General features: G+C 43.6%; 16 protein-coding genes and 1 pseudogene. 6 read left to right on the top strand and 11 right to left on the bottom strand.

The features are described from left to right. The first annotated feature begins 10 nt into the window (after positions 1-10). Complete coding sequence (locus tag BJP34_RS48960) at positions 11-136, top strand: hypothetical protein (protein WP_267876586.1); 126 nt, start codon at positions 11-13, stop codon at positions 134-136. Positions 137-465: 329 nt separating this feature from the next. On the opposite strand, the gene BJP34_RS15970 is transcribed toward BJP34_RS48960, so the two are convergent. The 8 genes and pseudogenes from BJP34_RS15970 to BJP34_RS15940 form a co-directional block, all read right to left on the bottom strand. Then, positions 466-1,347 carry a hypothetical protein gene (locus BJP34_RS15970; protein WP_070393193.1) on the bottom strand — a complete coding sequence of 294 codons (882 nt, stop codon included), beginning with the start codon at positions 1,345-1,347 and terminating at the stop codon, positions 466-468. Beyond that, complete coding sequence (locus BJP34_RS15965) at positions 1,344-2,921, bottom strand: MBL fold metallo-hydrolase (protein WP_229424393.1); 1,578 nt, start codon at positions 2,919-2,921, stop codon at positions 1,344-1,346. The genes BJP34_RS15970 and BJP34_RS15965 overlap by 4 nt, the downstream gene beginning before the upstream one ends. A 63-nt stretch (positions 2,922-2,984) precedes the next feature. Further along, a pseudogene (locus BJP34_RS50445) lies at positions 2,985-3,215 on the bottom strand (Rieske (2Fe-2S) protein); the annotation flags it as partial. Next, complete coding sequence (locus tag BJP34_RS15960) at positions 3,190-4,008, bottom strand: class I SAM-dependent methyltransferase (RefSeq protein WP_083305205.1); 819 nt, start codon at positions 4,006-4,008, stop codon at positions 3,190-3,192. The pseudogene BJP34_RS50445 and the gene BJP34_RS15960, both read right to left, overlap by 26 nt. Before the next feature lie 6 nt (positions 4,009-4,014). Next, entirely contained in the window at positions 4,015-5,046 is a 1,032-nt protein-coding gene (locus BJP34_RS15955; protein WP_070393190.1) for an N-acetylneuraminate synthase family protein, read from the bottom strand. Next, on the bottom strand, positions 5,039-6,202 hold the full coding sequence (locus BJP34_RS15950; RefSeq protein ID WP_149031006.1) for a polysialyltransferase family glycosyltransferase: 1,164 nt from the start codon (positions 6,200-6,202) through the stop codon (positions 5,039-5,041). The genes BJP34_RS15955 and BJP34_RS15950 overlap by 8 nt, the downstream gene beginning before the upstream one ends. Before the next feature lie 96 nt (positions 6,203-6,298). Continuing rightward, positions 6,299-7,000 (bottom strand): cytidylyltransferase domain-containing protein, encoded by a 702-nt coding sequence (locus tag BJP34_RS15945; protein WP_070393188.1) that lies wholly within the window; start codon positions 6,998-7,000, stop codon positions 6,299-6,301. Positions 7,001-7,037: 37 nt separating this feature from the next. Beyond that, a complete protein-coding gene (locus tag BJP34_RS15940; RefSeq protein ID WP_070393187.1) occupies positions 7,038-7,949 on the bottom strand; it encodes a hypothetical protein in 912 nt (303 codons plus the stop codon). A 1,277-nt stretch (positions 7,950-9,226) separates the two neighbouring features. On the opposite strand from BJP34_RS15940, the gene BJP34_RS43455 reads away from it, so the two are divergent. The 4 genes from BJP34_RS43455 (at position 9,227) to BJP34_RS15920 (ending at position 13,865) form a co-directional block, all read left to right on the top strand. Continuing rightward, the gene (locus tag BJP34_RS43455) at positions 9,227-9,427 is read left to right on the top strand and encodes a hypothetical protein (RefSeq protein ID WP_158517249.1); all 201 of its coding nucleotides are present in this window, start codon (positions 9,227-9,229) and stop codon (positions 9,425-9,427) included. Positions 9,428-9,771: 344 nt separating this feature from the next. After that, positions 9,772-12,063 (top strand): sensor histidine kinase, encoded by a 2,292-nt coding sequence (locus BJP34_RS15930; RefSeq protein WP_070393185.1) that lies wholly within the window; start codon positions 9,772-9,774, stop codon positions 12,061-12,063. Continuing rightward, positions 12,056-12,463 (top strand): response regulator, encoded by a 408-nt coding sequence (locus BJP34_RS15925; protein WP_229424392.1) that lies wholly within the window; start codon positions 12,056-12,058, stop codon positions 12,461-12,463. The genes BJP34_RS15930 and BJP34_RS15925 overlap by 8 nt, the downstream gene beginning before the upstream one ends. Positions 12,464-12,701: 238 nt before the next feature. Continuing rightward, positions 12,702-13,865 (top strand): hybrid sensor histidine kinase/response regulator, encoded by a 1,164-nt coding sequence (locus tag BJP34_RS15920; RefSeq protein WP_070393183.1) that lies wholly within the window; start codon positions 12,702-12,704, stop codon positions 13,863-13,865. 523 nt (positions 13,866-14,388) lie between these two features. Here the strand turns inward: BJP34_RS15920 and BJP34_RS15915 are convergent. The 3 genes from BJP34_RS15915 to BJP34_RS43450 all read right to left on the bottom strand — a co-directional run bounded on the left by BJP34_RS15915 (position 14,389) and on the right by BJP34_RS43450 (position 16,902). After that, the gene (locus tag BJP34_RS15915) at positions 14,389-16,140 is read right to left on the bottom strand and encodes an ABC1 kinase family protein (RefSeq protein WP_070393182.1); all 1,752 of its coding nucleotides are present in this window, start codon (positions 16,138-16,140) and stop codon (positions 14,389-14,391) included. 63 nt (positions 16,141-16,203) lie between these two features. Further along, on the bottom strand, positions 16,204-16,428 hold the full coding sequence (locus tag BJP34_RS36950; protein ID WP_149031005.1) for a hypothetical protein: 225 nt from the start codon (positions 16,426-16,428) through the stop codon (positions 16,204-16,206). A gap of 327 nt (positions 16,429-16,755) precedes the next feature. Further along, entirely contained in the window at positions 16,756-16,902 is a 147-nt protein-coding gene (locus BJP34_RS43450) for a hypothetical protein (RefSeq protein ID WP_158517248.1), read from the bottom strand. A 385-nt stretch (positions 16,903-17,287) separates the two neighbouring features. Here BJP34_RS43450 and BJP34_RS15905 point away from each other — a divergent pair, with 385 nt between their 5' ends. Then, positions 17,288-17,881: a hypothetical protein gene (locus BJP34_RS15905; RefSeq protein WP_070393180.1), complete on the top strand. Its 594-nt coding sequence runs from the start codon at positions 17,288-17,290 to the stop codon at positions 17,879-17,881. The last annotated feature ends 42 nt before the right edge of the window (positions 17,882-17,923 follow it).

Genomic DNA, 17,923 nt, shown 5'->3' with positions numbered 1-17,923 from the left:
GGGGAAGAGTGTGGGGAGATGGGGAGATGGGGAGATGGGGAGATGGGGAGATGGGGGAGATGCTCACAGGGGGTTGATGCGCTGCATTGCTTTTAGCTTTTTTGTCACCCCCTCAGGTATTATTGAAGAGGGATAAGAGCTAGATCGCTTATTCTGGCTACATTCTAGCTGACCTGTCGCCCCGTCAGGGGTAAAAGGTATACTTTAAAAGTATAATAATAGAGCATTACACGCTCATGAAAACACTTTGGCTAGAGGTTTATTAGTTATTTATAAAAGTTAACTAGTTTGAGCTTTATACTAATTTTTAGTACAACTCAATAGAGCACCCATAACCCATCTAGATGATCGGCTTTATTTGATTAGACCTCTTGCCAAAGTATTTTTATGATAGTGTTTACGTCAATTCTTGTCCACTGTTCCCTGTTCCCTATTCCCTGTTCCCGACAACTGCCGCGAAGTCTATTAGTTACCGTTGAAAAGTGACTCATACTTAACCCTCTCAAAGACATCTAGCAAGCTATTGGGCGTGGCATTTAGGATTTGAATGGAATTTGCGTCCGCCACACGGCGCATCAGCTTGTAATTTCCCCACTGATCGACATATTCCTGGCAAAACCACTCAATGTCGCGCTCATTCCACTCCAGAGGGCGTTTGGTAACCTGCACAAATTCTTCTGTTGAGAAAAAATATTTGCTCTTATTCAAGCCGATAATCTGATTGTGGTCACAGCCAAGCAGGTAAATTTGTCGGAAGCCCATATAAATCGCCACTTGCAATGCCATAATCGTGACGGTGTGAATTGGCAAGATAGGACGGGTGAGATCGATCCCTGAATTCACGATCATCTCTGAGGAGGCACCAAACCAGAGATAATGAACTTGTCGATTGGCAAAATGCCCAGCTCCCTCTACTCGTTTTTGGTCGCCCAGGGCAAAGAAAAATGTACTATCTCCAGTTCCGTGATCCAATTCTTTCATCCAACCGGACCAAGATTCTTCTGTAAGCGGGAGATGATAAGGGGCGATGCAGTAGTAACGTGGCCGGATCAGGCTATAATCTGGGTGGAGGAAGAAATTACTTACCGCAATACAGTTCTCCCCCTGCAACAATTTAAGGTTCTGTGATTTGATGCTCGGCCCGGTGGCCAGAATAAAGCAGCGCTCTCCGGCATGGCGATTGTGCAAGACCTGATTTTTTTGTAGAAGAAGTTGGTGCTCTCGTGGGATGGTATAGAAATTCAAGCTCTCTACCCATGTGCTCAAGTTCGAAAGAATAACTTTTTTGATCCCTGGTGGAACGGTCCAATAAGCAATTTTGTTGGCTAAGATCATCGAAGGTTTCATATTGTGCTTTCTTCCTTTTTTGAGTCGAATGTCTGGTTAAGTTCTCGAACCAAGCGATCAACCGTATTTTTGTTTAGGCCATGTTGTTTTGCCCCTAGTGTGATCGTGTCGTGGGTTGAATGATGACAGCCCAGACAGTATAATCCATAGCGGCCTAGAATCCTTTGAGCTTGGTTACCATGGGTTTCCAGCAAGTCGGCGATGACGGTGTCGCCTGTGATCGGCTGATGGTCTATGGGTGGCACTGAGGCAGGCTTGTGATAGTATGGAGCTTGTAATAAGCGCCAGAAACCAGCATTGTATATATTAGAGCTTCTGGAAAAGCGGCACCAATGGCCGATATGAGCCTCATCCCAAGAGAGATTTTCTGTCACAATCTTGGCCAAAATGCCAAGGGGGATTTTCATGAGCAAGTTGGGCACATCGGGTAGTTCGGACAGGATTTCCAGCCGCCCAGCTGTTATTGAAAAGGAAACAGAGAAGGTTACCTCGTCAAAATCCTCTTGAGTTGCTTGTACGGTGACGGTTATCTCTTCGCAGAAGGCGATATCCGGCACGTCATTCAATTGCAGAAAATACGCTTCCAACTCGGAACGGGTCACTGTTGTGGAGCAAGCATGATATTGGGAAAATAAAGCTTGATCAAAATGCTGCTCAATGTAGCGCAGTTTATAGTTTATGTCATCGAGTTCCTCTCGATTCTGCCAGACACGCTTAATCTTGCCTGTTGAACTCTCCCAGCTCTCTCCAGGTAGAAGAGGAATTACTTCTACGTCACTGCCCTCAAAAAGCTGCACCACATCGTCTAAGGTATTGGTACTCATTAGGCCAACATACTCACGATGAGTGGGATGACACCACGTGAAATTACCCGCAAAGGGTAAGAGATATTTCGCGTCATACAGCTTCATCATCTGTTTAAGCATCTCAAGTAAGCCTTGAGCGCTACGTTTTGAGATGTTAACCTTTTGCTCTTGGCTAAGATGACTCCAAGTCCAAGGGTATCCTGATGCTCCAGGAACGAACAAAGAGGCGACCATATCCACAGGAGGCAGCAACGAGGCAATGCGATGGTTAATGCCCGCATCATTGATATTGAGCACACGAAAGCCATCAATCTCCATCAAAACAATGGCATCATTCCATAAACTGCCTGGTTCAAAGCAGGTCAGATGAATATGTTTTGAGAGTTGGACTCTCTCCCCAAAGGCCATGGGACGTATATCCTGAAAGCCCAATGCCGTTAAACCCTCGATCAGGCGACGATTGGGAAAGTCGGGCACGTAAATCGGCGTTGAACGGTCAAAATGGTCTAAGGTTTCTTTATGAAAATGATCCGAGTGCTCATGGGAAATCCAGATCGCATCAGGACGCAAGGTGGAAATGTTGACTATGGGAGCGGGATAATGTATCCAAGAGCCTAAAAAGGCTGACCCACAAAGCCAAGGATCGGTGAGAAGGGAAAAGCCTTTGTAGCCCACTTCTAGGCAGGAGTGGACATGTAATGTAATCGCCAAATCCTGGATATCTTTGCCTGTTTGAGGGAGAGGGCTTCTGAATGGGGCACATGGCACTTCCGCTAAGAAGTGATCCCCCGAAACTGTTACTGGTATCGCCGACAACGCCGCCTGGTTGTTTATTCCCTTTCCGGTTCCATGTTCAAAGCGCCAGCCATGAAACGGGCAAGTAAAACACTCGCCGTCATCGGAAACTTCCCGCCCTTGGTGGGGGCAAACCCTTGATATAAGCTGATAACCCGATTCGGAGCGCACCAAATAGTAGGGCTGGTTTCCCAGAGATATTGGTACGGGGAATTTGGCTTTGGCGGGGTCAAGATCAATTTTATAAGTTGTTGGTACAAAATTCACTGTCTATTTTCTGCTTCTTGAGAAAGAAATAAGCATAGCAAGAGCTACCCAAAGTGATACACAATGGTTTAAAACCAATAGACATCGCTATATCCCAAAACTCGTCGAGATGATAGGAGGTGAAGGTGATTGCATTTTGGTGATAATCCCGCAGCTTGGGCTTAAATTTTTCAGACCCATCATCGTATCTGATTTGGATCAGGGCCACACCCTGATCAGATAGGAGTTGATAAGCCAACTTGGTGACTCGTACTCCATAGTCTTTGCTCGGAAAGTGTTGATAAACGGAGGTGGAAAGAAAAAAGTCTATGGTAGAGTCAACATGCTCAAGGACTTGTTCTGGTTTCTCAGCCTCAATCGAAATCGCCTGAAACCCATCAAAGCCAAGACTTTCCAGTTGGCGCTGGGATTCAGCCAGATTAGCCTCCGAAATATCTACGCCTATGAATGTCTCGACTTCTGAACAAAATTGTACCGCATTCGCGCCGCCCCCAGGACCCCACTCAATCATGCTACGAATGGGTCTGGTGGTGTTAGCAAACAAACATAGTTTCTCAAACCGTTCCAAGTTCATTTGCCCGACCCGAGTCCAACGTTGTTCGTCAGACCATCTGCCTTCCCCCAGCCAGTGAGAAAAGTCTTTAATACGGTCGCTCTTATCGCTGCGACTCCAAAAATCCCCCGCATCTCGTGAGATTCTTTCCGACGACTGGGGCATGAACTCCTTTACCCTTGCTAAGAGATACCTCGTGCTATGAATTGGATCAGCGATCGCCTTTAGTAATTGTTTCATCACTTATCACTCCACATCGACCCAATCCAGTTGCGTGTCTTTTGGAATATGCCGTCGCACTCTCTTACCCAACAGATTTTCAAAGTCAACGGCCTTAATCTGCCCTGTACCGGGACGCTTAACCCAAATATTTTCCATCGTCAGCCTTTCTCCAGGCAATATCTCTCCTATTGAGACCACGCAAGCATAAGCAAAGTTAATGGTGGGTTGTTCTTCGGGCAAGACCTCTTTTGTGCCTCCCAAGGCGCTATAAATAACCTTTGAGCCGTGGATTAACTCTTTTAGTTCAGTTGGATCAATCGAAATCGGAACGTCGGGTCCTGCCCAGCTTTTATCAGAAGTAAAGTGCTTTTCCAAGATGCGAGCCCCCAAGGACACTGCCCCAAAACAGGTATAATTGCCAAGGGAATGATCGCTCAAACCTAACACTGCGTCCGGAAACTGTTCTGCCAGAACCGATAATGCCCCCAAACGAACCTTCTCATAAGGCGTCGGGTACATGGAGGTGCAGTGCATGATGGCAAAGGGGACGCCCGCTTCTCGCAAGATGTCCACCGCTGGCATAATTGAGGCCAAATTATTCATCCCCGTACTGAGGATAACAGGCTTACCATAAGCAGCAATATGCTTGACCAACGGGTAATTATTGCACTCGCCAGAACCGATTTTATAACCACAGACCCCCATCTTTTCCAAGCGGATGGCAGCTGCTCGTGAGAAAGGGGTACACAGATAGATCATACCCTTTGACTCCACATAGGCTTTGAGCCGAACTTCTTCATCTTCGGAAAGGGCACAACGCTTCATGATCTCCCAAATACTCTCATTGGCGTTACCCGGCACCACATCATTAGGAATCATCTCATCTTCAATGACGTGGCACTGGAACTTTACACACTCACAGCCCGCCCCATAGGCATCATCGACCATGCGAATCGCTTTCTCAACATCCCCTTCATGATTGATCCCGATTTCGGCAATAACTAACGGGGGATGTTCCGCCCCAATTTTTCGGCTACCCAGCTCAAATCTATTCATAGGCCAACTCCTCCAACCAAATGGTTTCTCCCTCAAACTGTGCCTGATGGCACTCGAAAAACCTCTTGAATACCAAAGGGTTCACTCCCATAGATTCTAACTCACGCACCATCCATGGGAAGAAAGAATAGGTCTGAATACCTGACAAAATAGGCAGATAGACCAAAGCTGATGAAAATATTCCATAGCAAGCCTGGATCTGACCCTCTTCCAGGACTATTTCAACGGGCAATGATACCTTTTCGGCAAAGAGCTTAACCGTAGGTACAGATGACAAAATAGCCGTTGTTTTTGCCTGGGAGTCCCGGGGATGGGGTTTATAGAAAACCAGCTGATATTGGCGAACTAACTGCTCCAGGATACCCTTGGTCAAATCCACCTGATGTTCCATCTTGAGTAAAGAGTCTTCTGCTAAAGACTGAGATAAAAAGAGGGCTGAATTTTTGCCCTCATCTTGTCCTGACCAATCAATATATTCTGATAAGTTAGCACGCTGTTTCAGCTCATTTATTTGACTGGGGGTCACAAATTGAGATAAATCATGGATAATGGCACCAGGAAACTTAACCTTTGGGGATTTTTCAGGAAACATTAGATAGGCTTCATCAAATTTCATCAAATTATGATATGGTGAATAGATATGCTGCCTATTTGTTAGATAGAGGAACAGGCAGGTTCCTATACTCCCTATAATGGTCTCGATTCCTATAGGCCCTCGATACAACTGTTGTTTTATCCATCTGATGGTGTTTAGAGTCCTGGTTCCGGTGGAAACAGACTGGGGAGGCTTATATGCACCTAACCCATCTTCTAAATAGATGAAACGACAGTTTCGGCGTTGGCTTTCTTGGTGTAAAAAGCGCAACACTGGTTGTCCAAGGTTAGAATGGATGTATATATGAGAGAGACTGTCCAGAGTATCTAATTTTTCTCTCATCCTCCCTTCACTCTTAGATAGGGTGAGATGATAATTGTAGGGAGAGCGCAACAACTTTTGAGGAATAATACAAGCTTCTTTCTGCTGGAAGTTGACGTACCATATACTTGACCATAGCTCAGGAATCAGCAAAGTTTTCCATGACTGGGATAATTGATAAAAGAGCGGGTAGGTATAGAGCCAGAGATGGTTTTCTTCTTCGGGCAATAAAGATGACACCAAACATTGGGCCCAGGTAAAACTTAATACTGAACAAATCGCAAACAGATTTGACATTTTACCTCCAAACATAAAGTCAAACTCACTTTGAGTGTATCAATGTTTTGCAGGATTATTCAAAATCAAATCCGCCAGGTACAAATCCCAAGGCGTGTCAATCTCTAGGGAGTGTTCAGGTGTCATCACATAAGCATAAGTAGAGTTTGTTTCCAAAGTCTGCTTTTCCATTAAGATATCCCGCCGTACCAAAAATATCGCCCCATTCCAAGCATAGGCGGGCGGCAGCACTTGTCGGCGCAGGTAGCCATCGGGTTTTTGCACAAAATCCTGTAGTTTACCGTCACTCGTGATCCGCCTCGTAAAATAGGGATGGGTGGACGCCTCACAGACACTGACGACACTATCAGCATTCTGAGCCAAAGCCAATTCAATCCCTAAGTCAATATCCTTAGCCGAACGCAACGGCGAAGTCGGCTGCAACAACATCAGATAGTCTAGTGTTGTCCCTTCAACTTGTTCTAACCACTCGACAGCATGTATCAACACGGGAATGTGAGGTGAATCGTCTTGCGCTAGTGCTGCGGGGCGCAGGAATGGCACCTCAGCCCCCCACTTTTTCGACACGTCAGCAATCTCTTCATCGTCAGTAGAAACCATCACACGATTCAACCTATGACTTTGTAAAGCCGCTTCGATTGTCCAAGCAATTAGGGGCTTACCCGCCAGCAAGGTAGTATTCTTACGGGGAATGGACTTCGAGCCACCCCGTGCCGTAATCAAACCAATAATTTTGCTCATGTAAACTCTCGCTTTCTCTTGCTCTTGCTCGCCGCTCTTACAAAGGATAATTATATTCCTTCAAAGGCAAATCTACCCTATTTAATAATGAGCGATTACTGGTGCGAAAATAATCATTTAATTGAACGCGCCTTTCTTTAGAGATGAAACTTCGTTTACCAGATATACGATTAAACATTAATGGATCTAAATAGCCTTGTAAACACCGACGAAAAAAGTGTGAATTTATCGCTCTAAAAGGAATAACGGGGTTGGGATTGAATGATGGGCTATACACAAACCGGTTTACTATACGTGCGATCGCGATAGAAAGAGAAGACATGCCTTGATTAGTTCTGTTCATAAAAATTTCGTTATTGAAACTGTTTGATTTTAGCGACATGAACCTAAAAAGTTTACTAATAAAGTCATAATGTGATGCTTGGAATGCCTCATATAAACAGACAAAAACCGCCCCAGTCCCAAAAAGCTGTTGATAGTAATGAATCATCCTGTCGTAACATAAATGTTTCAAGGAAAAATAAACACAGCATTCATGGGAAAGATTTAAGAAGCTATCAAAACCACAGCCTCCCCCCTGATGGATATACTGTCTATACAACGAATCAATCATATCTAACTGGTTACGGATAGAAATAATGATCTTCGCATTAGGGAATACCCCATGTAGCCTATCGGCAATGATACGGCTATCACTTCCTCCCCGATATGGAGCTCCTGAAAATTGCTCCCATGAGATTAATTTAACTTTGGTGGTACTAGAAACTGATTGTGCTTTCAAACGGATTTCATGGGCGTTAAAATCAAAATCATGGCACGTCACAATGTCCGCCAGCCATTTGTACTTTGGAGAATGGCGATTCCAATACTCTATTTCTGGGTGATTAGGGAAAATATATTGTTGTAAAAATGTCGTGGCTGTTTTATGGTAGCCAATATGAATAAACATAAATTACGGGCTTGCTATATGTCTACTTAAGGAGCAGTATTAAAGAGCTTGGAGGATTTTTTGATGTTATTAAAAATCAGTAATATTGTTCATGAACTATTTAGAAAAACTATAGACACAAAATCTCACCGTAAGCATTCAGCCGTCAGCTATCAGCTATCAGCTCATGGGCTACGCGCAGGCTACGTGAGGTGCTTTTGAAGAAAACAGGTAACCATTTGTTTAATCTGAGTGAAGTCACAGGGTCGTTCGCACAGCGTGGCCAAACGCGCCCCGCGTGGCCTTTTGGCCAAGGCCAAAGCCTGTGCTACAAAGCTGACCGCTGACCGCTGACCGCTGATAGCTAAATGCTTACATCTCACCTTTACTCACTTTCCTGGCGTTTAAATGAAAACTTTAAAAAAGTGTAGCGGGGAGAGACTGAGATCAATAGGACCATCGAAGCCCACTCCTGAAATTAAATAATTAATTATTTAAATAAATAAATATTATTTAATTTGTTCATAGTAAATTATTTAATTAAGTTTTAGCGAGCACCGATTGATATTTTTAAATTAGTTCCTAAGCCAAAACTAGTAGTTATGAACTAAATAGCTATTCTTAGTAAGCTATAGCTTTCCGGACAATTGATTAATTTTTTTTTGGGGATAACTTTGTCTAAGAGATATCTGCGGTAAATTAAAGTTTAGCTCAGACCTGGGGTTTCAGGTTTATTTTCCGCAGAGGTATAATCCTTACATTGCTTTTACTCAACAATTGTCCATGCCTATAATCAGAGAATATCAAAAAACGGCGAATAAGTCAAGGCTATTTTGCCAACTTCAACCCACATTCCGCACTTCATAGTGTAATCCGTAATCATGACGCTTTATCTAGATATTATCAAACACATAAATTTAAAAATTACCAGTATTTATACGCAAAAAAATTGCCAAGCTATAGAGAATTAGCGTATAACTTTGCATACTACAAATTCATCCGCTAAATTTGGACGACAAGATTGATTAACCAATAAATTACAATCAACAGATCCCCTACTCAGCTTTTGACAACACTTCATCAAGAACCTGATCATACTAGGGAGCAATGACTTCAGTAGTAATATTCTCTAGTAAATACTGACTACCAGCCTGACCTATAGAGTCTACTAATATCAAGTCTGCTTGAATACCCATAATTAATTAAGGAGAGGGTGGGAGGTGTGGGGAGATGGGGAGATGGGGAGATGGGGAGATGGGGAGATGGGGAGAGGGTGGGAGGTGTGGGGAGATGGGGAGATGGGGAGATGGGGAGATGGGGAGATGGCAAAGATTTTTATAGCGTTAATCATACTTATGAGATACAGGAGGTACAGTCAACTTAGTTACCCCTACTCCCTACTCCCTACTCCCTTAATGGAGTGTGGGGAGATGAAAGTGATGTGTAGCAACCTGATTTGCGTTCACGTTTGTCCATTAGAAGTTAACGTTTTTTGTTAAGTTAAATTATTAAATATTGAGTTTTTAGGTATTATTATTAATATTTTTTTAGAAGCAAGCCTAACATTCCCCTTGATGGCAAGAGGAATCCCATAAACAGCAGAAGATCTAAAGGCAATACCAAAAAATTTAATATTTTTTTAAAAATTACTCTAGACCTAATCCTTGACTTACTGGGATATACTAGGAAATACTAGGTAGTCATAGGTAAGTTCGCTTAAAGATTCACAAGGAAAAAACTAAATAGTATTAGAAATAGTATTTGGAATGATATTGGTAATCAAGGAGACTTCCTTACAGAGGTCGTATAACTGTTGATAATCCTGGATTAAGGTCGGAGAATTATGGTAGGAATAAATTTACCAGCACAACAAACCAAATTGAATCATGAACCGATTCATGTGATTGGTCAAATACAGCCTCATGGGGGACTCTTGGTACTGGAAGAGCCTGAGCTGAAAATCTTACAAGTTAGCAACAATACCTCTAGGGTTTTGGGAATCCCTGCCGAAGCCATGCTAGAAAAAACCCTAGAAGATGTACTTGACCCATTCCAAGTGGAGAGAATTAAAGCTGGGTTATCTGAGGAAAATCTAGACCTGATCAATCCTACTAAAATTTGGGCGAGGAAAAAGGGCGATGATTACGCAGTATTTGATGGTGTATTTCATCGTAATTCAGATGGCTGTCTGATTCTGGAATTAGAACCAGCAGTTTCCCGGGAGACTATCCCATTTTTAAGCTTTTATCATCTAGCAAGAGCCTCCATTAACCAGCTCCAACAAACTTCAAATCTCCGGGATTTTTGTCAAATCATCGTCAAAGAGGTGCGAAAGGTCACTGGGTTTGACCGGGTGATGTTATATAAATTTGAAGATGATGACCATGGAGCCGTTATTGCGGAAGAAAAACTAGACAGTCTGGAATCTTACCTAGGCTTACACTATCCAGAATCGGATATTCCTAAACCAGCCAGACGATTATTCTGTTCCAATTGGATCCGCTTAATTCCAGATGCAAATTCCCAACCTGTTGAAATTTTTCCTACCGAAAACCCGATCACCAATCGCCCCCTTGATTTAACATTATCGATTCTCAGAAGTGCTTCTCCCTGTCATATCAAGTACCTCCACAATATGGGAGTTGGGGCGTCTTTGACGATTTCACTAATTAAAGATCAAAAACTCTGGGGACTGATTGCTTGTCATCATCAAACCCCTAAGTATGTATCCTATGAGTTGCGCAAAGCTTGCGAATTTTTAGGACGAGTGATATTTTCAGAAATTTCAGCCCGAGAAGAGACGGAAGACTATGACTATCAGATGAAGTTGTCCTATATTCAATCGATATTGATTGAGTATATGTCCCAAGAAGAAAACTTTATTGATGGCTTAGTTAAGCATGACCCCAATTTACTGGACTTGACCAGTGCTCAAGGTGCAGCAATTTGTTTTGGGGATAATTTTACGGTTATTGGTGAGACCCCTAGTGAAGAAGACCTGAAGTTTTTGGTGCAATGGCTGAAACAGAATGTTGATCAAGAGGTTTTCTATACTGATTCCCTGCCTCGCCTTTATCCTGATGCACAACGGTTTAAAGATATTGGTAGTGGGCTGCTAGCTATCCCCATTTCCAAGAGAAACTATGTGCTGTGGTTCCGACCAGAGGTGATTCAAACTGTTAATTGGGGGGGAGACCCCAATAAAGCTTTTGAAACAACCCACACAGAGGGGACTTTGCAACTGTCGCCTCGTAAATCCTTTGAACTGTGGAAAGAAACCGTTCGCTTAACCTCTTTACCCTGGAAACAGGTGGAAATTAAGACAGCACTGGAACTGAGGAAAGCACTGATTAATATTGTCCTGCGTCAAGCTGATGAATTGGCTCAATTGGCTCAGGATCTAGAACGTTCCAATGCTGAACTGAAAAAGTTTGCTTATGTGGCATCCCATGACCTGCAAGAACCCCTCAATCAAGTGGCCAATTATGTGCAGCTTTTAGAAATGCGCTATAATGACAGACTTGACGAAGATGCCAGCGAGTTTATTACCTTTGCGGTTGAGGGAGTCAGCCTCATGCAAACCCTGATTGATGATGTGTTGGCTTACTCAAAAGTCGATTTGCAGGGCATTGAGTTTAAACTGACGGAAGTGGAGACGGCCTTAGACCATGCTCTGGCTAATTTGCGGGGACGCATCCGTGAAACTGGGGCAGTGATTACCCATGACCCCTTCCCAACAGTCATGGCTGATAGCACCCAGTTGATGCAACTGTTCCAGAACTTAATCGGTAATGCGATCAAGTTCCGCAGTGAACAGCCGCCGGAAATCCATGTGGGGGCAAAACGACTGGAGGATTCATGGCTATTTTCAGTGCAGGATAATGGCATTGGCATTGAACCGCAGTTTAGCGATCGCATTTTCGTGATCTTCCAACGTCTGCACACCCGGGATGAGTATCCTGGCACAGGTATGGGTTTGGCTATCTGTAAAAAGATTCTGGAGTGCCACCGGGGCAAAATTTGGGTAGAGTCAGAACTAGGTCACGGTGCCACCTTCTATTTTACAATTCCAGTAAGGGGACGCGAGCGTGAGCGTAGAAACGGACGAAAGACACAAAATCATATTTTTGGTTGAAGACAATAAAGCCGATATTCGCTTAATCCAAGAAGCGTTAAAAAATAGCTCGGTACCCCACCAGGTAGTAACGGTCAGAAATGGCATGGACGCTATGGCTTACTTACACCAAGAAGGAGAGTATGCTGATGCCGTCCGTCCAGACCTGATCGTGCTAGATTTAAACTTGCCAAAAAAGGATGGTCGAGAGGTCCTCGCAGAGATTAAGGCTGACCCTAATCTCAAACGGATTCCTGTGGTGGTATTAACTACCTCAAGAAATCAGGATGACATTTTCCAGAGTTACGACTTGCATGTGAATTGCTATATCACCAAATCCCGCAATCTTAGCGAATTATTCAAAATCGTCAAAGGAATTGAAGACTTTTGGCTCTCGACTGTCACCCTGCCATCACAATAAAGGGATTAGGGATTAGGGATTATATCATGTCCGGTTGAATACTTACACAAGGTGCGAAAACAAGGCAGAGGGCAGAAGGCAGAAGGCAGAAGTAAAGGAGTAAGGTTTAATCGGAGATGGTTTTTTATCACTAATTATCCGGACATGATATTAGGGATTAGGCATCAGCCATGAGACACTAGGGATGAGACATCAGGGTTGACTAACAGAAACTCTCAGGAAGGAATGCTAAAAGGTAATGCCTGAAGGCTCAGTAAAAATCTTGTTAATTGAGGACAACCTGGCAGAAGCCAGATTGTTACAAGAGTTTTTGAAAGAAGCTCAGTTCAGGCAGTTTAGTCTAGTTCATGTCAAGCGGTTGCGGGATGCACTCCAGGAAATCGCTCAGGCTAGAGCAATGTCAATTCCCTACGATGTGATCTTGTTAGATCTGACTCTACCGGACAGCCAGGGACTAGCATCCCTCGGACCCTTGATGAAGCAAGCGCCTAGTTTACCGATTGTAGTGCTAACCAATACCAATGATGATGAATTAGCGATTGAGGCAGTTCGTCAAGGAGCACAAGATTATCTAGTCAAGCGGCAAGTCAAGGGAAAAATGCTGGTTCGTTCCTTGCGCTATGCTATTGAACGTAAGCAGGCAGCAGTTGCATTACGACAAGAAAATCAAGCCCTAGAAAGTCAGGTTCAGGAACAAACCGCTGAGTTGGTTAGAGCCAAAGAAGTCAATCAGCGCAAAGCCGAATTTGTTTCCATGCTCTCTCACGACTTTCGTAATCCCTTAAATACAATCCTCCTTTGTTCTGGATTGCTCCAAGACAAAGAGGAACGATTACCTAAAGAAAAAAAACTGGTTCATTTGCGCCTAATTCGCTCGGCCATCAAAAACATGGCCCAGTTGTTGGATGAGGTTTCATTAATTAGTAAAGCTGATTCCGGTAGACTCCTGTGTCAACCTACTCAGTTGGATTTGAAACGGTTTTGTCACCAATTAGTGGAAGAGTTACAAATCAGTACCAACAACAACCATCAGCTAGTTTTTACCAGTCAAGGGGAATTGAAGGAAGCCCTATGGGATGAACGATTGCTGCGACACATTTTTAGCAATTTGCTCACTAACGCTATTAAGTACTCACCCACAGGGGGAACAGTTCAGTTTGAACTGATTGCTCAGACAGAATGTGTTATCTTCCGGATTCAAGACCAGGGGATGGGCATTCCCCCAGAAGAGCAACCGCAACTGTTTGAGCCTTTCCATCGTGCTAGCAATGTTGGCACAATTCCTGGTAGTGGCTTAGGGCTAGCTATTGTTAAACAATGTGTGGAAGCTCATGGTGGTGAGATTTCTCTCAAGAGTCAGTTGGGAGAGGGTAGTACATTTAGCGTTAGGTTACCGTATTAGGTTTTAGGGAATTGAGAATTAAAAATTAAGAATTGAGAATTAAGAATTGAGAATTAAGAATTGAGAATTAAGAATTGAGAATTAAGAATTAAGAATTGAGAATTAAGAATTAAGAATTGAGAATTAAGAATTGAGAATTGAGAATTGAGAATTGAGAATTAAGAATTGAGAATTGAGAATTGAGATGCGTTCGCGTAGCGTGGCCGTAGGCCAATCGCAAAGGTAATCATTCAGGTATCAGTATTCAGCTATCAGCATTCACTTCATATCTGAATACTGACCAATCTCAATCAATCTCCCCATCCTTGACATCTGTTACGGCATCCGTTAACAATCAGATATAGCAATGCAAGCAATGGTGTTGATAAATTCAAGTGACAAAGAGATGCAGCGCTATGTGACAAGCGCGCATCATTCCCTGTTCCCGTCTTGATGCAGTCGCTCATGGGGGAAACCCCCAAGACCGCGCTGCATCGCTATTCCCTATTCCCTATTCCCTGGGCGCAGGGCTATAACTTTTCTGTTACCGAAACATTCGCTTGGCAATTTCGGAAGCAATTTGCTGACCTAGCCGTTGAGTTTCCTGCTTTAACAAAAGTTCCAGCATCTTCGGTACCGATTCTAGGTCAAACCTAGAGGATTCAATAATCATAGCCCCAATCTTTTGCATCCGCTCCAGGTTAGGAGACTCTAATTTTCCAGTTACATTAACCGCCAAGCCTACCGATGCACTGATCTGCCCAAGAGTCTTGTATGAGAGATTCTCTAAACTGGTAACCATCTCTTCAACCAGAGCATTACGCAATATACTCCCTTGCTCGGAGTATAGAAATTCCAAACCCTGGTGTAAGAGCGCACTAATATCAAACTCCCTACTTGTGTGCACCTGACCTAATAAATCCTCCAAAACATCCCATTGAATTCCACCATCCTGATACACAATCTCCTGTAAACAAGTCCTTAATTGGGGAGATGAATCCGTCAACAGCCGTTGGGCAACATAGGGATAAGTTTCATTGAAGGGCTGAAAATTAGGATTGAGCTTAATCGCTATCCCTTCTAAGGTAGCGGCACTCCGGAAAATCAGGAGGTAGTAAGTGGGTAATTTAAATGGATATTTATAAAGTAACGGGGATAGCTTCCGAATAATACGATTAAAGCCGAATGTTGACACAGTAGCTTCCATCACCCCACCAAAAATATCAGTGAGTTCAGGAATCAGCGAGGTCACATCTGTATCCGGTGGCAAAAAGTCGAGTTTCTTATAGTCTTGTGCTAAACCTTCAAAATCACCAATAACAATATGGACAACCGATTCCAGTAAGCGATACCGATAAGACGGTTCTACTGAGCTCATCATGCCAAAGTCAAGATAAGCCAACTTACCATCAGGGGTAGCCAATAAATTGCCAGGGTGAGGGTCAGCATGGAAGTAACCTTCTTCTAAAAGTTGCCGCAAGCAACACTGAAATCCCACATCGATCAGGGTATTCGGGTCTAATCCCTGGGCTTTAATGGTTTCTAGTTCCGTCAATTTAGTCCCAGTGATCCACTCCATGGTTAACACCCGCCGCCCCGAGTATTGCCAGTATATACGTGGTACAGCGATATTGTTAATGTCACCGTAAAGTTGGGCAAATCGTTCCGCATTGCGACCTTCCTGGGTATAGTCCATTTCTTCAAACAAGCGAATAGCTAGTTCGTCGATAAGTGCTACTAGGTCGCTGTGAACAAAGGAGATTGATTCTTGGCCCCATGCTGCTATTTTCCGCAGGATATAGATATCTAGGGAAATACACTCCACCAGACCAGGGCGTTGCACCTTTACTGCTACGATTTCACCAGTTTTAAGTGTCCCTTTGTACACTTGTCCTAGGGAAGCAGCAGCTACGGGTTTGTCACTCAGTGAGCCATAGATGTTGTTATACTTATCCCCTAATTCTTCTTCAATTAACTGATAGGCAATGTGATTAGGGAAAGGAGGTAATTGGTCTTGTAATTTAGTGAGTTCCTCTAAATAAATAGGAGGAACAATATCCGGACGACAGGAAAGGATTTGTCCCAATTTAATGAAGGTTGGACCAAGTTGAGTCAGCTTTTCACGAAATTCCCAGGCTCGTTGAGGCTGATTTTGGCTAAGGCTACCAGTGAGGAAATCCCACGCTAGCCTGATGCTAAAGGTAATCAATGCCCCTACCAAAGCCATCCTGCGTCCCCAGACTAGCCGAGAACGCTGGCGGTAGTAGTCAGATATGGTTCTTGGCTCGTACTGCAAGGTTAGTATTTTAAGATTTGTTAAATAATTACAAGAAAATTATCTCCTGAACTTTGCGGTTGGTCAAGGGGTAGGGAGTAGGGAGTAGGGAGTAGGGAGTAGGGTGTCGGGGGTAGGGTGTCGGGGGTAGGGTGTCGGGTGTCGGGGGTAGGGTGTCGGGGGTAGGGTGTCGGGGGTAGGGTGTCGGGTGTCGTTAAAGGCGGGAAATGGGGAGAAGCACTGGTGTAAAAAAAGCGATGTGGCCTTCGGCCTCCGCTTCGCGATGAAGCGTTCGCGAAGCGTGGCCAAAGGCCTCAGCTTCCGCGCTTATGCGATCGCACTATGCCAAGTCAAGGGTGACATGTAAGCGATCGCGTTTATCGAATTCCCCAAGCCAAAACCCCGTGTTCTGAGGCTTTTAGGTGTATGATTTTAAGATTTATGCAGAAGATAGAGAAAATGAGGGAGGACTGAACTGTCCACCACGAACTGAGCTTTCTTACGACCTTTAGCTGAGGCGCGGACGTTTTCCGTCTCCGTGCTGTTGCTCCTGCTGCTTGCCTACTCCCACGCTTACTCGCACTCAGTTGGGGCTTTTTATTCAGCTTCTTTTTCCCTCGTAACTCTTCCTCCAATTCACCGATGCGCTTGGGACTTCTCTTTATTTTGCAACTCCCGAGCTGCTATCATTTCAGCCTGTTGCCCGACAAGCACACGCAGCTTCTCGACCTCATGAAGGTCGGTGAGTTGGTCATCTTTCACTTGCACGGGGTTTTCAGTCATATCTTTGTTGAACCAGATTTATGCACTCTTGACAAGGGGGCCAGCTCAATACCCATTTGTTTGAACCCACAGCGGTTATTGAGAATTTACAAGCGATCGGTTAGAGTTTAGATTGAACTGTTTTAACCTTGCTGGCCCACTACGCCTATAAAAAGGGTTTTAAGTCAAAAAATTCAGAAATTATTCTTGGAAATAGTCTTATTTACAGAAGCAGTTTACAGGCGAGCTACTCAATAAGCAGATTATCCAGTTAACTACGCTCTTAAACAAGTAAAGGAGATAAAAATGGTGAATATTGCAATAGAATACTTTAAAAAAAAACACCAATCAAGTTAGTGATTTTTAGAAATTTTCAGTAACTGGTTATACAGGTGGAGGTAAGTTCATGAAAACTAAAACCGAGGTATTTAATAATAACACAACAGAGTGGATCGAGAACGGTACCAAGTTAACTGGATATCCGGGGTTACTCAAGCCAAAAAAAAAGGAATTTGGGCAAGAGAAGGATGCCCCACTAATCCGTTTGCAAAAATTAAAAGCAGAATACATACAACCAAACCCAATTGATCTAAATGCTGGAAGTTATAGTGAAATAATAGATTATCTCAGCCGTTGTCGAATTGCACGATATGGTGATTGTGATGTTAACGCAATAGAAGCAGCGTTGATATTGGCAAATCAAGGCAAGATAAGCCCTGAGGAGATACAGATAGTAACAGATCAAAAGTGGGGACATACTTATGTAAAGATTAAGCCCCATGGAAATGGTGATTGGAAAGTAGCTGGGGATATTATAGTAGATCCATGGGCAAATTATATAGCTACGAACGTCTTTCAAAGGAAAGTGTATGTACCAAAAGAAGAGAAACTGTCCAGCGGGGAATCAACGTTAACAAGGATGAAAGTGGCTGAAAATTTCATCAGAAATAAATATGAGTACCAGGCAAATGATGAAATACTGAAGGTTCTGAAAGTATAATGAGCACGATCGCTCTTTTGTAGTGCGATCGCTGATCGTTGA

Source organism: Moorena producens PAL-8-15-08-1 (assembly GCF_001767235.1).
GTDB lineage: Bacteria > Cyanobacteriota > Cyanobacteriia > Cyanobacteriales > Coleofasciculaceae > Moorena > Moorena producens_A.
The sequence above is the reverse complement of the archived record's forward strand: the minus strand, read 5'-3'. Positions and strand labels throughout refer to the sequence as shown.